9 protein-coding genes are annotated in these 15,736 nt (G+C 44.0%); 4 read left to right on the forward strand and 5 right to left on the reverse strand.

The genetic code is table 11. From position 1 onward, the window contains the following. Positions 1–13: 13 nt before the first annotated feature. The 3 genes from DW033_RS12995 to DW033_RS13005 all read right to left on the reverse strand — a co-directional run bounded on the left by DW033_RS12995 (position 14) and on the right by DW033_RS13005 (position 7,043). Positions 14–2,290 carry a GH92 family glycosyl hydrolase gene (locus DW033_RS12995; protein WP_122382815.1) on the reverse strand — a complete coding sequence of 759 codons (2,277 nt, stop codon included), beginning with the start codon at positions 2,288–2,290 and terminating at the stop codon, positions 14–16. 118 nt (positions 2,291–2,408) lie between these two features. Next, entirely contained in the window at positions 2,409–4,679 is a 2,271-nt protein-coding gene (locus DW033_RS13000; RefSeq protein ID WP_036613973.1) for a GH92 family glycosyl hydrolase, read from the reverse strand. A 9-nt stretch (positions 4,680–4,688) separates the two neighbouring features. Then, positions 4,689–7,043 (reverse strand): GH92 family glycosyl hydrolase, encoded by a 2,355-nt coding sequence (locus DW033_RS13005; RefSeq protein ID WP_008779639.1) that lies wholly within the window; start codon positions 7,041–7,043, stop codon positions 4,689–4,691. A gap of 358 nt (positions 7,044–7,401) precedes the next feature. Between DW033_RS13005 and DW033_RS13010 the strand changes: the two genes are divergently transcribed. The 4 genes from DW033_RS13010 to DW033_RS25335 all read left to right on the forward strand — a co-directional run bounded on the left by DW033_RS13010 (position 7,402) and on the right by DW033_RS25335 (position 13,432). Beyond that, positions 7,402–10,548 carry a TonB-dependent receptor gene (locus DW033_RS13010; RefSeq protein ID WP_048927820.1) on the forward strand — a complete coding sequence of 1,049 codons (3,147 nt, stop codon included), beginning with the start codon at positions 7,402–7,404 and terminating at the stop codon, positions 10,546–10,548. A gap of 27 nt (positions 10,549–10,575) precedes the next feature. Beyond that, a complete protein-coding gene (locus DW033_RS13015; protein WP_005866428.1) occupies positions 10,576–12,150 on the forward strand; it encodes a RagB/SusD family nutrient uptake outer membrane protein in 1,575 nt (524 codons plus the stop codon). Positions 12,151–12,596: 446 nt separating this feature from the next. Beyond that, positions 12,597–12,926, forward strand: coding sequence for an AAA family ATPase (locus tag DW033_RS25330; RefSeq protein ID WP_370453717.1), 330 nt, complete (start codon positions 12,597–12,599; stop codon positions 12,924–12,926). After that, entirely contained in the window at positions 12,908–13,432 is a 525-nt protein-coding gene (locus DW033_RS25335; RefSeq protein WP_368314963.1) for a hypothetical protein, read from the forward strand. The genes DW033_RS25330 and DW033_RS25335 overlap by 19 nt, the downstream gene beginning before the upstream one ends. Before the next feature lie 240 nt (positions 13,433–13,672). On the opposite strand, the gene DW033_RS13030 is transcribed toward DW033_RS25335, so the two are convergent. Beyond that, a complete protein-coding gene (locus DW033_RS13030; RefSeq protein WP_121961057.1) occupies positions 13,673–14,023 on the reverse strand; it encodes a hypothetical protein in 351 nt (116 codons plus the stop codon). 102 nt (positions 14,024–14,125) lie between these two features. Next, positions 14,126–15,733 (reverse strand): RagB/SusD family nutrient uptake outer membrane protein, encoded by a 1,608-nt coding sequence (locus DW033_RS13035; protein WP_048927827.1) that lies wholly within the window; start codon positions 15,731–15,733, stop codon positions 14,126–14,128. Positions 15,734–15,736 lie beyond the last annotated feature (3 nt).

Consider the following 15,736-nt stretch of genomic DNA (forward strand, 5'->3'; position numbering starts at 1 on the left):
CACGCTTTTTTATTTACTTAGGCATCGGAGCGGCAGAAGGAGGAGGCGTTCCCAATCCCCATTCCTTATTCGCTTTCGGCCCCATCTCTAACTCTAACAAACCACCGGCGACGATATCGCTATGATTGAACCAAGGCTGGTTCAAGGTTACGCCGTTCAACTTAGCGGATTGTACGTATTTATTCTCATCGGACGCGTTATTCGCACGGATCTCGAACGTATTGCCGTTACCCATATCCACTTTCACGTCGGTAAACATCGGGCTACCGATATTATAGGTAGGAGAACCCGGAGTCACCGGATAGAATCCCATCTGACTGAAGACAACGAAAGCGGACATACCACCACCGTCCTCATCACCCGGTACACCCATCAAATCATTGCGGAACCATTGATTCAATAAGGTACGGATACGTTTCTGCGTCATCCAAGGCTTACCCGCATAATTATACAAGTACGGGATATGCAAGCTCGGCTCATTCGCCATAGAGAACATACCTACGTTACCCGTATGATCCGGAAGCGTGGAATAGAATTGCCATTTAGACATACCCAGCGGCGTATTGAACATGGAATCCAAGGCAGAGGTAAACGCCTCATTGCCTCCGATCAAAGAGATCAAGTCACCGATATTATGCTGTACGTCCCAACGATAAATATATCCGTTATTCTCATCGTAATAATCACGGGCACCCAGACCACCATCATAACGGTAATCCAATGGATAGATAAACTTGCCATCCTTATCTTTCGGATGGAAGAAACCTGTCTCCGGATTAAATACGTTCCGGTAATTGTAAGAGCGACGCAAATAATAATCCGCCTCGTCTTTCTTTCCCAATTCTTGAGCGATCTGGGACAAGCACCATTCATCATACGAAGTTCCTAAAGTCACGGCGATCGGCTGACGTTTTTCCCAAATGGATACGTTAGGCACCGTCTCTTTCTCTCCCGGTCTCAACGCAGGAATATAGCCATGTTCCTTGTAGAAATCGTCCAACCAACCGGCGGGAGCGGCAGACCACGGGATCAAGGTCTTTTCCTCGATACCTTTCTTACAAGCGATATAAGCCTTTTCCAGCTCAAACCCACGCAAGCCCTTGCGGTAAGCGTCGATCACGGTAGCGACAGCATGGTTTGAGTTCATACGGCGTGTATCTCCCGTCACCTCCGGGAAGGTAGGCATCCAGTCGGTACCCATCTGCTCCGCCATCAGGAGATAAGAGTTGATGATATCGTTCTCACGCTCATTATCGATCAAGACACGCAGGGGATGCGTAGCACGGTAGGTATCCCAAATCCAGTCGTCCGTATAGAAAGGCCGTCCGCCATCCTCATGGATCTTTCCGTCGAAAGCGCTGTAATAATGTCCGTCCTCGCTCAAACAAATCGGGCGTTCGTAGCAACGATATAAAGAGGTATAGAATACGGTCTTCTCATCCTTGGTACCGCCTTGTACTTGTATTTTACCTAAAGCGTCGTTCCAATCGTTGCGGGCGATCTTCGCTACCACATCCACGTCGTAAGCGGCGATCTCACGCTCCAGATTCTTCTTCGCCTGTTCCTCGCTGATAAAAGAGATACCGTAGCGAACGCCAAGTTTCTTCACGTCCTCCCCGAAGGAAAGGGCGATAGCGGCATTGGTACCTTCCACGGAGGTCTCGTTATAGTTGACACTGCCGTTTGACAATGCACCCGCTTTCACAGGCTTCTGGTTCGTCTCGGCATATAAAAAGACTTTCGTTTTCCTATCTATGTATTGATAACCGCTTACGGCGTTACCATTTACTTGTAGCTGTCCGTTACGGCTGTTAAATACCAGATAAGCCGGTCCCTCTTTCTCGAAAGTGAGCGAATATACGGCACTTTGATGGGACGGGGCGAAATCCACGTCGATTTCCTCATTATCCAGATATACCTGATAACGGTACGGCAAGATCTTCTCCCGGTCATAGCTATAAGCGATCACGGGTCGCAAGCCGGATTCGTCACCTTGATAAGGGCATAAATTGAACGCGGAACGCTCACGATGGTTTGTCACGATAATAGGCAAACCGCCCAGACGGTCGCCCGTGAAGTCCGCACGCTCCGGATATACACGTAGCATACTGTTCGGCAAATGCACGGTCGGGAAAGTAGGCACCAATAAATGGCTGATGTTTCCCATATAAGGATTCACGTAATCCACCGGGTCCATCGCCGAAGGAGAAGTCCCTCCCCCACCGGCGCATGACACCCACAGGAAAGCGGAAGCCAAAAGGGCCATCGAAGTTTTAAGCTTTGTCTTCATTTTGTCGATTATTAATTCGTTAATTATTCTTTGCTTCTCAGCCGGGTACTTTCCCGGCAATCCGTGAGACGTTGTCTCACGGGTAACAGAGCTAACCGCTCACTAGTAAGGGAGCTATTTACTCAGCCGTCTTCGGACGATTTTCCGGGGCAGCTCCGAACTCCTTATTCGGTGTACTTCCCATCACAAAGGTAAGATTCCCTCCCTTCACGATGTCATCATACAGGATATAAGAATTGTTATAAGGTTTACCATTTAACAACACGGATTGGATATATACATTCTCCTTGCTGTTGTTCTGGGCTACGACCTCGAAAGTCTTACCCTCCGGCAAATGAACGGAAGCCTTATCAAATAACGGGCTACCGAACACGAACACACCATTGGAAGGATTTACTTGGTAAAATCCCAAGGCAGACATGATATGCCAAGCGGACATCTGGCCACAATCCTCGTTTCCGATGATGCCCTCCGGCTGGTCGGTATAGAACACATCTTGGATGTAACGAACTTTCTCGGCTGTCTTCCATTGCTCGCCGGCGTAAGGATAAAGATAAGTGACATGATGGCTCGGCTCATTTCCATGGGCGTACATGCCGATCAAGCCACTGATATCCGGAGAGGCGTTCTCTCCTAACTCACCTTCCACCAAGAACAAAGAATCCAGTTTCGAGATAAACGGAGCGTCGCCACCCATCAACTCGATCAAGCCTTCCGGATGCTGGGGCACGAAGAATGTATAATGCCAACCATTTCCCTCACAGAAATCGCCTACGCTATGTATGGACTGGATCGGATCGTACGGCGTACGCCAGTTGCCATCATTCATTTTCGGACGGATAAAGTTGATATCCTTATCAAAATACTGCGTATAATATTTACCACGTTTCAAGTAATTCTGGTAATCCTCCGTCTTGCCCATTTTTTTCGCCATCAAGGCGATACCCCAATCATCGGCTGCGTATTCCATCGCGATAGAAGTAGCCTCACGTACCTTATCACAAGGGATATAGCCTTTTTCCAACACGTACGGCACCCCGTTTTGCTTCTCATAGACAGAGGAAGCAACCATATAACGATACGCACGGTCGGCGTCAAAGCCGGTAAAACCTTTCAGATAGGCATCCGCAATAATAGGCACAGCGCTATATCCCGGCATTTGATCCGTCTCACCACCAATCAACGGCCAGATCGGTAATTTCTCTTGCTGGTCGTAAATGCTTAACATAGAGTTCACCAAATCCGACACATATTGAGGCTTGATAATCGTGAACAACGGATGCAAGGTACGATACGTATCCCATAGAGAGAAAGTGGAATAGTTCTTCCAAGTATTGTTCGTATACACCTTATCGTCATGGCCACGGAAATCGCCATTCGCGTCGCAATACAACGTCGGAGCGATAAACGCATGGTACATGGCGGTATAGAAAACCTTCTTGGCACGCTCATCTTTCGTATCGATGGAGATACAAGATAATTGATCATTCCATTTATCGATAGCCTCGTTACGAACCTCGTCGAAATCCCAATGAGAAAGCTCCGCACGTAAGTTAGCCAAGGCATTCTCGCAACTTACGGAAGAGATAGCGACCTTTACCAAGGCGGTCGGGGCATCTCCCTTAAAGGTAATCACTCCCTTTACGGACTCGCCTGTCAACTCATCATTACCCGCGGCCTCATCATCGTTGAATACAGCCAAAGACTCGATCGGCTGATCACATTTCAACGTAAAGAATACTTTGTGACGTGGGCTCCAACCTTTGGAAAAACGGTACCCCTCGATCGTGTACTCATCAATCTTCTTCAAATAAGTGTCATACGCTTTATCACCGATACCTTCCTTCAAGTTGATCAAGAGGCGATGCTCGCTTCCCGACGGATACGTATAACGATGTAAGGCTACACGCTCGGTTGCCGTCAACTCCGCTTTTACGCCATTATCCATCAGCAAAGAGTAATATCCCGGAGCTACAGCTTCGTTGGCATGTTTATAATAGGAAGAAGCGGCTCCCTCTATATTATCTTGCTCGCCACGGGCGGTACGTACCTCGCCCGTATAAGGCATCAGAAGGATATCCCCCAGATCAGAACATCCGGTTCCGCTCAAATGCGTATGACTAAATCCGATAATGATACTATCGGAGTAATGGTAACCGGAACACCAGTCCCATCCCTTAAAAATATTCTGAGGACCTACTTGAACAGCTCCAAACGGAACGTTCGCCCCGACAAATACGTGTCCGTGCTCTCCCGATCCGATATAAGGATCTACATATGCGGTAAAGTCTGTCTTGTTTTCCGTTTTCTCCGGTGTAGCACAGGAGTATGCGAAAAATGTCAGGCATATCGCTATGCCTGACATTAATGGTTTATGAATGAAATTCATCTTAATTGCTTATTTCTTCTTTTTACTAGGTTTTACAGAAATAGGGGAAAGTTTATTGATCCCTTCCTCGTTTACGGAGAATGAGTAAGGCATATCCTCCGGATTAATACCACGATTCATATTCGGCTTGTCACCCATCTTGAAGTCGATCACGCCACCCTTAAACAAATCGTTATGATCCAGATAATTCTTAGTGTAGTTCTTGCCGTTGAACGTCATGGATTCGATATAGATATTCTTATCGCTGTTGTTCGGGGCATTGATCACCAAGTTGTTTCCATTCTCAAAATGGATCGTAGCCTTCTTGAACAGTGGAGCGCCCAACACATATTGGGTCGTACCCGGAGCTACCGGATAGAATCCTAACGCTGAGAATACATACCAAGCGGAAGTCTGGCCATTATCCTCATCACCGCAATAACCATCCGGACCCGGAGTATACATCTTATTCATTACTTGACGTAACCAATATTGAGCCTTCCAAGGTTGACCCGCATAGTTATATAAATAAATCATATGCTGGATCGGCTGGTTACCATGAGCGTAGTTACCCATATTCATCACGGTCATCTCACGGATCTCGTGGATCACACCACCGTAGTAGCTATCATCGAACAAAGGCGGTACAGCAAATACGGAGTCAAGCATCATCACAAATGAATCCTTACCGCCCATCAAGTCGATCAATCCCTGAGGATCGTGGAATACAGACCATGAATAATGCCAGCTATTACCTTCCGTGAAAGCGTCACCCCATTTCAGCGGAGAGAACGGAGCCATAAACTCGCCATTCTCATTCTTGCCACGCATCAACTTGGTTTCCTTGTCGTACAGGTTCTTATAGTTCAACGCACGACGGGCATATAATTCCAATTCCTTTTTCGGACGGCCTAGTTGTTTAGCGATCTGCCAGATACACCAGTCATTGTAAGCATATTCCAATGTACGGGCGGCGTTCTCGTTGATCTTCACGTCGTAAGGAACATATCCTAACTTATTATAATATTCATGACCCAGACGTCCTGTAGAAGAGACCTTCGGGTGAACGTTTTCCGTACCATGAATCAAACCTTTATATAAAGTCTCCAAATCGTCAACCTTCACACCCTTCATATAAGCGTCTACCAAGATAGACGCCGAGTTATTACCGACCATGCAACCACGGTGACCCGGACTTGCCCATTCCGGGAAGAAGCCGCTTTCCTTATATGTATTGATCAAGCCCTCTTGCATCTCCTTGTTTACCGACGGGAACATCAAGTTCAAGAATGGGAACAAACTACGGAACGTATCCCAGAATCCGGTATCGGTAAACATATAACCCGGTAATACCTCACCATTATACGGACTGTAGTGTACCACCTCGCCCTGAGCGTTGATCTCATAGAACTTACGAGGGAACAACAATGAACGATAGAAACAAGAATAGAACGTACGATATTGATCCAAATCTCCACCCTCAACCTCGATCTTGCTCAAATGCTCATTCCAAACATCCTTACCTTTCTGAACCAAGGTATCAAAGTTATCGTTACCTAATTCCTTCATGTTGATAGCGGCCTGATCGAAGCTAATAAAAGAGGAAGCCACCTTCGCATGAACGATTTCACCCTTCTTCGTCTTGAAACCGATTACGGCTCCTACATGGTCACTCGTTTGCTCCTTCGCACCCTCTTTCAAAGAAGCGTCGGCAAATGTAGCCTCGTATGTGAAAGGCTTATCAAACTCGATCACAAAATAATTCTTGAAATTATCGGGAACCCCACCGCTATTCTTCGTTGAATAACCGATGATCTTATTCTCCTCCGGAATCACCTTGATATAAGACCCCTTATCCAAGGCATCCACCACGATATAAGAATGCTCGTTTTCCGGGAAAGTGAAACGGAACATAGCGGCACGATCTGTCGGCGTTAATTCCGTTACCACGTCATGCTCCGCCAGATATACCTTATAGTAATAAGCCTTGGCGATCTCTCCTTTATGCGAGAACCAGCTCGCACGTTTATCTTGGTCGAATTCCGGTTTACCAACCACCGGCATGATTGCAAATTGTCCGTAATCATTGATCCACGGGCTTGGCTGATGGGTCTGTTTAAAGCCACGGATCTTGTTAGCCGTATATACATATTGCCATCCATCTCCCATCTTTCCTGTCTGAGGAGTCCAGAAATTCATACCCCACGGACGAGCGATCGCCGGATAGGTATTTCCTGTAGACAACTCAAAAGAAGATTGCGTACCCATTAGCGGGTTTACATACTCTACTGGATCAAAAGCCTCATTCACAGCCGCTACCGCAGGTTTTCCCACCCACATCAACATCGCCGCTAAAGCTAAAGCCCAAACGCTTTTTTTCTTCATGATATAGCTATTTAATTAATAATATAATTTATCCGTTTTTGTGTTTTATATTCATAGTTGGACTACAAATATCCATTTAATTAACATGAATAGAAAGTGATTCTCGTGTCATTTATTTAGAAATATCCCTTTCTTTCTTATGAATTTCTGGCATTATACGAATCTAGGTGCAAATCTAACAAAAAGAATTAGAAAAAAGAAATCCAATGAGCTAGATCATGCCCTATTCATCGCACTTTTATCATTCCCGAAAAAGATTAAATATCACATGCGAGTTCCGTACGAACTATGTCTATTCTAGAATATAATATTACATATAAATGTAATCAATCTAAACTTAATTTAAAACAAGAGCAAAATGACAAAGAATGAATCTAAGCTATTATCCATTCAGGGGATAGCTAAAGCCTCAGCGTTCTGTTTGCTGCTTTCTGCCTTCTCTGTAAACGCCGCTATGGCCGCTCCCGCTCCCGCAGGCACGGTTGATGAAGTAATGGCAGTGCAGCAAGGCAAGAAAGTAACAGGTGTGGTTGTTGACGGTACAGGTGAGCCTGTTATTGGCGCTAACGTGGTGGTGAAAGGCACTACAAATGGTACGATCACGGACTTCGACGGTAATTACTCGTTGGAAGGCGTGTCCGCAAATGACATCTTGGTGGTATCCTATATCGGTTATTTGTCCCAAGAGATCCCGGTGGGAAATCAATCTTCAATAAAAGTAACTTTAAAAGAGGACACTCAAACTTTGGACGAGGTTGTAGTTGTAGGTTATGGTACGATGCGTAAGTCAGACGTGACCGGTTCTATCGGTGTGGCTAAAGGAGACGACTTGACAAAGAATCAAAACTTTAGTGCGCTAGACAACTTGCGCGGTAAGGTATCTGGTGTAAACATCTTCTCAAACTCCAGCCAGCCGGGTGCTTATTCTAACCGTGTCGTTATCCGTGGTATGGCTACTATCAACGCTTCTTCAAACCCTCTATATGTGGTAGACGGTGTTGTTATGGAGAACTTCGACTTGGTGAACCCGAATGATATCGAGTCTATGGAGGTCTTGAAAGATGCTTCCGCTGCCGCTATCTACGGTGCTCGTGGTGCCAATGGTGTTATCATGGTAACTACGAAGCGTGGTAAGAAAGATGGTGAAGGTGTACAGGTTAGCTATCAAGGATCTGTCAGCGCAAGCCATATCGCTCGTAAGATGGATACGATGAACGCCCAAGAGTGGTGTGACGCATTCATGATTGGTCTGGAAAACGAGAATAAGTGGCAAGGTAAAAATTGGTCTTTGAACCGTGCTGATTGGTTTAATGATTCAGATTTCTTTGATGCAAACGGTAATCCTCTGTATGATACGAATTGGCAAGATGAGGCTACTCGTACTGCGGTTTCTCACAACCATCAGTTGAATATCCAACAAGCGGGTAAGAGCTCTTCAATGGGTGCTTTCTTGAACTATACGGATCAACAGGGTATTGTAAACAATACGTATAATAAGCGTATTAATGCGAAGTTGGCATACGACGCAAATCCTACGAAGTGGTTGTCTACGGCAGTCAATGTATTGGTTAACCATACATGGGGGCGTTATACGCCTGAGGATGGTGGTGGCCAAGAGGCTCGTCGTACCATGATCGAGATGGTTCCTTGGATGCCGATTCGCGATAAGAATGGTAAATATACCACTTCTACCTCTTCTTCCATTGGTGATGTATTAGGCTTTGAGGGTATGTCTAACCCAGTCATGATCTTGGATATGCAAAAACGTATGCGCTACAACACGCAGGTGTTTGGTAACGCCGCTTTGACATTCCACTTGGCTGAAGGTTTGGATTTGAAGACTCAACTAGGTCTTGACCATCATAATAAAACGTATAGAGGTTATTCTTCTATCGATTTGAACAACATCTCCATGCCGAATGGTTGGGCTGAGTACCAAAATTGGAATACACTTTATTGGCAGGAGGAGACTTACTTGACTTACAATAAGGTATTCGGTGATCATCGTATCAACGCTATGGCTGGTTTGTCTTGGCAAGAGCGTGTGCAAAAGTGGAATAAGGCACGAACAGAAGGTTTCTCGGATGATTTCTTTGAGGACAATAATATGTCCGCAGGTACAACTCCGGCATCTCCTGAGTCTTCTTACGATCGGTGGGCGATGAACTCTTATTTCTTGCGTTTCGCTTATACATATAAAGATCGTTACTCCGCAACCGTAACAGGTCGTGTCGATGGTTCCTCTAAGTTTGGTGAAAACAACAAGTATGCGTTCTTCCCATCTGCAGGTTTGGCTTGGAATATCTCTCAAGAGGATTTCATGCAAGATCAAAGCACGATCAGCAATTTGAAGTTGCACACTAGCTACGGTTTGACTGGTAACTCCGAGATTGACACTTATCGGTCATTGGCTCGTGTTTCTTCTGGTACGCTTTTGATCAACGATATTCGCGCTCCGTATTCTTACATCAGCTCTATGGCGAACCCGGATTTGAAATGGGAGAAGACTGGTCAGTTTGATGTTGGTTTCGAGATTGGATTCTGGCAGAACCGCTTGTCTTTCGATGTAGCTTACTATAACAAGAAGACAACCGACTTATTGTTGGATTGCCCGATTCCTCACACTACAGGTTTCACGACAGTGTATAAGAATATCGGTTCTGTAAGAAACCAAGGTATGGACTTAATGATCAGCGCACGCCCAGTTCAGACACAAGACTTCAATTGGAGTTCTACGATTAACTTAAACTTCAACAAGAACAAGATCCTTCAGTTGGGCGACAATAATGAGGATATCGAGATGAACAGCTGGGTAGGTGGTTCTGAAAGTATCTTGCGTGTAGGTGAGAACATGAGTTCTTTCTATGGCTACAGACGTTTGGGTGTTTATACGGAGGAAGATTTCAATAACGGCTTGTGCGAGAAGAACCAGATCGGTCGTGCGAAACGTACGGATAAGAAAGAGATCATCGGCAAAGGTATGCCGGACTGGACTGGAAGCTGGATCAACAACTTCTCTTACAAAAACTTCGATTTGACGATGGACTTGCAGTTCGTATGGGGTGTTGAGACCATGCAACAGTTCTACCACTCTACTTACGACCGTTTCGGTATCACGAATGGTTTGAGCAATATTTTATATGACGCATATAACGGATCGAACCCGAACACGATGCAACAGGCTGTTTACTTGTGTAACTCAGGCCATGCAGGTCAGGATACGACAGTAGATTCTCAATGGATCGCCAATGGTTCTTACTTGCGTTGTAACATGTTGCAATTGGGTTATACTTTTGACTCAAACGTGATTAGCAAGATCGGTTTGTCTGCTTTGCGTTTGTACGCAAGTGCGAATAACTTATTCTTGATTACTGCTAGCGATTTCACAGGTTACGATCCTGAGGGTACATCGCAGGGTGATAGTAATAAGTTCGGTCAGAACATGGTATTCTTCTCTTATCCAAGAGCGAGAACTTTCACGTTCGGTGTTAATGTAACATTTTAATTCATTTAATCAGTAGAATTTTTAGAAATGAAAAAAATATTGACAGTAGCGATTGCATGCGCTTGTTTAACCGGGTTCAGCGCATGTAATGATTTCTTGGAAGAGAAACCGAAGTCATCGTTGACAGCCCCGGATTATTACCAGACAGAGGCTCAAGCTCAGGCTAACGTGAACTATTTGTATCGTACGGGAGCTTCAAGTAAGCTCACAGGTGCGGGTAGTGCTTACGTAGGTCCGTTTGCCTCTATCACAGGACAATTGACCGGTTACTTTACAAACAGTTATGAAGGTCAGGAGCTGACTTGTAAATATTCTCGCGAGTTGACTCGTCAGCAGAATACGATGACTGTTTCCGTAACTATTGACGGTATATGGGATGATTGCTACAAGGCTATCAACGTAGCTAATGGCGCTATCAAGTATATCCCCGAGATCTCAATGGATCAGTCTTTGGCAAATCGTTTGATCGGTGAGGCAAAGTTCTTTAGAGCTTGGAACTACTTCAACTTGGTGAAGATCTTTGGTGGTGTTCCATTGACAGTAGAGCCGTACGAATCTATGGAGAACATGTATTTGGAGCGTGCTTCTGTAGAGCAAGTATATGCTCAGGTCGAATCCGACTTGAAGGATGCCGTTAATGCTTTGCCGGCTGCTACTTTCTACAACAATAGTAACCGTATCACGAAGTATGCTGCCGCTATGGTTTTGACTTCCGTTTATATGCAACAAGGTAAGTATGCCGACGCTGCTTCTGCGGTAAAGACGGTGATCGATTCTCCGCATGCTTTGGCAACCAACGATGATTTAGCATTGGGTTCTGCCTATAATAAGATCCGTACGACAGACGGTTTGGCTGAGTCTATCTATTCTTATGAGTACAACGCAACGATCAGTAACGGTGGTTGGTGGCCTACTTATGCATTCAACTCAGCGGCTACAGCTATATTTGGTACGTATTCTATCTTTGAGCGTACATATGGGCCAACGAATCAATTCTTGAACGTGTATGCGGCAAACGACTTACGTATCCAGCCAAATCAATTCTTCCATTGGAATTATACAAATCCGGATAATGGCAAGACTTGGACGGCTCCTGAGAATGCTTGTGGTTGCTGGTTCTGGTATGATGAGGACGCTTTGTTGAACACAGGACGTTCTACGAAAGACCGTGATATCTTCCGTTACGCAGAGGCTTTGCTTGACGCTGCTGAATCTATCGCTCAGTCTCAAGGTGTAACAGCTGAGGCTGCCGGCTATTTGGCACAAGTTAAGGCTCGTGCAAACATGGAAGGTAAGACGGTAGCCGCAATTACTGCCGATCTTCAGAAATTAGGTAAGCAGGCCTTTATCGAGGAATGCTGGACAGAGCGTTTGCGTGAGTTCCCGTTGGAATTCAAGATTTGGGATGACTGTTTGCGTACAGGTAAGTTCCCTGTAATCTCTTCTACAGAGAAGGGTAAGGTTACATACGTTGACTTAGTTGGCGCAAAGAACGCTTCCGGCGCGACCTTCAAGTCTTCCGACTTGTTATGGCCGATCTCTTTGAACGAGATGCAACGTAACCCGAGTTTGACTCAAAATGAGGGTTATGCCGTTCAATAATAAATTTCAATAACTGATGGCTAGAGAGGGAGGGAATGAGCGATCATCCTTCCCTCTCTTTTTGGTAGCTTGATTAGTCAGCAAGTTGCATGAAACAATGTATAATATACAGAATTTTGGTTTGGTTGTCTTATTATTCACTTTCAACTATGAAAACAAAAGAGCAAGAAATAACGTACTAGATTCCGCTAAGTTAGAAGGACGATTGGAAGGTGAAGAAAAAAAATGATTTTCTGAGCAATACTACTGACTTGCTCAAAGGATATATACTTATTTTGCCCATGCAGTATATATTACTTTGCCAAGTCACTAGTACTTCATAAGCATCTTTTACTTTGACACAGGCTAGGGGATAAGCAATTGCTTTCTCCTGTAAACAAAAAACGCCTAAAATTGCTTTCTGCTATAAACAATTCATATATATTTGCATATATATAAGTACGATTATGGATCGATTGATAGAGATGTATCGAAAGAAGTTGCGATTTACCTCTACCGCCTTTATTAAAAGCACGATGTACGAAATTAATTGGGATGCCCGGTTGATCGGCATAAGAGGTACTCGGGGAGTGGGCAAGACTACGTTGTTGCTACAACATATCAAGCGAAATTTTCCGCAAGACGAACGAACCTTATATGTCAGCCTAGATAATATCTATTTCTCTGACAATAGATTATATGACTTTGCGGATCGTTTCGTGAAACGAGGAGGAACACGCTTATACTTGGATGAGGTACATAAATACCCCCACTGGAGGTGGAGCTACCACAATTGAGAGGAGTGGATATCTCCTATTTGCCCAAGATAAAGCAATTATTATTAATCATATCCGAGTCGGCTCCTTTTATCCCGAATATCAGTAAGCTCAGCGAAAGGATTGGTATCACGAGAAACGCTTTATTGACTTATCTAAGCGTATTAGCGGAAAGCAAGCTGACCTACAATCTACTGAAATCTGCTTTTGGCATCTCCCGCCTGCAAAAACCAGACAAAATCTACTTGGAAAATACGAATCTGATGTATGTCCTCTCGCCTTCAGAAGCGAATATCGGCAACATACGAGAGACGTTCTTCGCAAACCAATTGAAAAAGTCTCACCAAGTAACAATGAGCGAAGCCAGCGATTTTTTGGTGGATGGAATTTATACGTTCGAGATCGGTGGCAAGCGAAAAGGGTACTCACAAATAGAGGGAATACCGAACGGTTTTATCGTTGCGGATGATATAGAAATAGGGTTTGGCAATAAGATTCCGTTGTGGATGATGGTTTTTTTATATTAAGGAAAAATCCATACTGAATAGAATCTTTTCTATCAGCAAAAACACTATCTAGTCTTTTGGATCGGTTCTTAGAAGGTTAGTTTGTATTTTATGACAACTTACGGGTTAGCCGAATACTATAAAAAAGGGAAGAATGATAAATCATCCCTCCCTTTAAACGCCATCAGTTATAAAAAAAACTAAAATATATCTAGTTTTATTCTTTATTTTTCAAAAATTGATTTATGATCTCTTTATTTATTATTTATGTACTGTTATTGAGATCATCGCCCCTCTTTCCCCATTTGAACAAGATAAAGTGTATTCACCCGGTCTCGTAAACCGGATACCAATAGGATTACCTGTATCTTTACGATTGTTAAAATAAGCATTTTCAGAAGGTGATACCATCCATTTTACTGTTCCACCTAAGTCAACCTCATAGTATGAAGTAAACTCGACAGGGATATAGGTCTCTCCTTTTATGGAAGGAAAACTTACAGTCTCTACACTATTTATCTTGTTAGCCTCTACATAATTGTCACTTGCTATGCAGTAAGATGAAAAAAAAATAGCTCCTAATACAAATACAATCTTGAATAACTTTTTCATAAATGTATAAATTTAAAGTTTAAGAATAATGTAACAAAAAAGCTTATTATAGATAAATCTATTTAGAGAGGGTGCATTTTAAATTTAGCACCCTCTTAAATATTATTGAGCGGAATAACCTTCGTTTTGAGTCAAATTCGGGTTACGTTGGATCTCTTCAACAGGGATCGGCCATACCAAGTCTGTAGCCTTGAACGTAGCGCCACTACCATTAGTAGCACCTACTAAGTCAACAAATGTAACTTGGCCTTTATTGGTTGTTGAAATCACAGGGAATTTATTTGTACGAAGACAGTCATCCCACATCTTCATCTCCAATGGAAATTCACGCAAACGCTCTTTCCAACACTCTTCGATGAAGGCTTGTTTACCCATAGTCTGTAAAGATGAAGCAATGTCCGCAGCAGTTTTACCCTCAGTATTCGCACGGGCTTTTACCTGTGCTAAATAATTGGCAGCTTCAGAAGTTACACTTCCGGATTGCGCGATACATTCAGCCGCTGACAATAAAGTTTCTGCGTAACGGTAAAAGTTCCAGTCCTTTGTACCGATACCTGTTTCCAAAATAGCGGTCTCATCGTACCAATACCAGTTACATGCTACAGGATTATTGGCCGTACCAAAAGTAATCTTTGTTCCGTCGATAGGATGTGTATATTCCCATTGGAAGAATTGGTTCGGTTGAACACGTAAGTCATTGCCTTCATAAACATTCAAATATTGGTTGCTTATGCCATAAACGTTCACCCATAAGGAATATTTGTTTTTAGTAGAAGACGCAGTAAAGAATGCCTCAGCGTCACCATTAAAAGCATGGACAGGCAAGTTTCCAGTATTGGAGATAGACGCATCAAATTCGCGAGCGTAGATAACCTCGGGAAGATCGTCGGTAGCCCGTAGCTTGTTAAACGCACTATTTAAAGCCAAATCCTCATTAGCGGTCAATGAGAAAAGCCCACTATTGATCACATCACGTAACGGAGCGATGGCGTTACTATGATCACCTAGCATCATATAGACGTTGGCCAATAACATATCTGCCGCATACTTTGTTACACGGTGTCCATTACCGGAGAATGTAGCGGAAGGTAAATTCTCTGCAGCTTCCTTTAAGTCCGGAACAATGATCTGCTCGTAAATAGTAGCCTTAGCCGTACGGGTAGGATATTCGATCAAAGTAGCGTCCTCGGTCGGTTCTGTCATCATTGGGACATCACCAAACATCTTCACCAAATAGAAATAGTTCAACGCACGGAAGAAACGAGCCTCAGCCTTATATTGCGCTTTGTTCTCCATCTCCACGCCATCAACATACTTCAATACAGCGTTAGCGATATTGATCACTTTATAGCAATCCGTCCAGACACCATTGGTTTGATAGTTACAAACAGACTGCGTAAAGTTCTGCCGCGTCAATTTACGCGCATATGCGCAATCCACCTCTTGGCCTTCAAAGTCATTTGTGAAATACCCTGTCACCATATTCATTACCGACAAGCTGGAGCCACGGTAGGCACCCGTCATGCTACCCATTTTCTCTGGAGCGCCTGTACGATATAAATAATTGACGTTCTCGATAATATCTGCGCCTGTCTTGTAATAAGTTTCCAAGGTCAATGCAGACTTAGGAGTCTCTTCCAAGAAACTATCACAGGAGGTAAAACCTACCAATCCCGCGCATAAGATCGCTGTTGTTAATATTTTTTTCATCGT

It is taken from the genome of Parabacteroides sp. AF39-10AC (assembly GCF_003635405.1).
GTDB lineage: Bacteria > Bacteroidota > Bacteroidia > Bacteroidales > Tannerellaceae > Parabacteroides > Parabacteroides distasonis.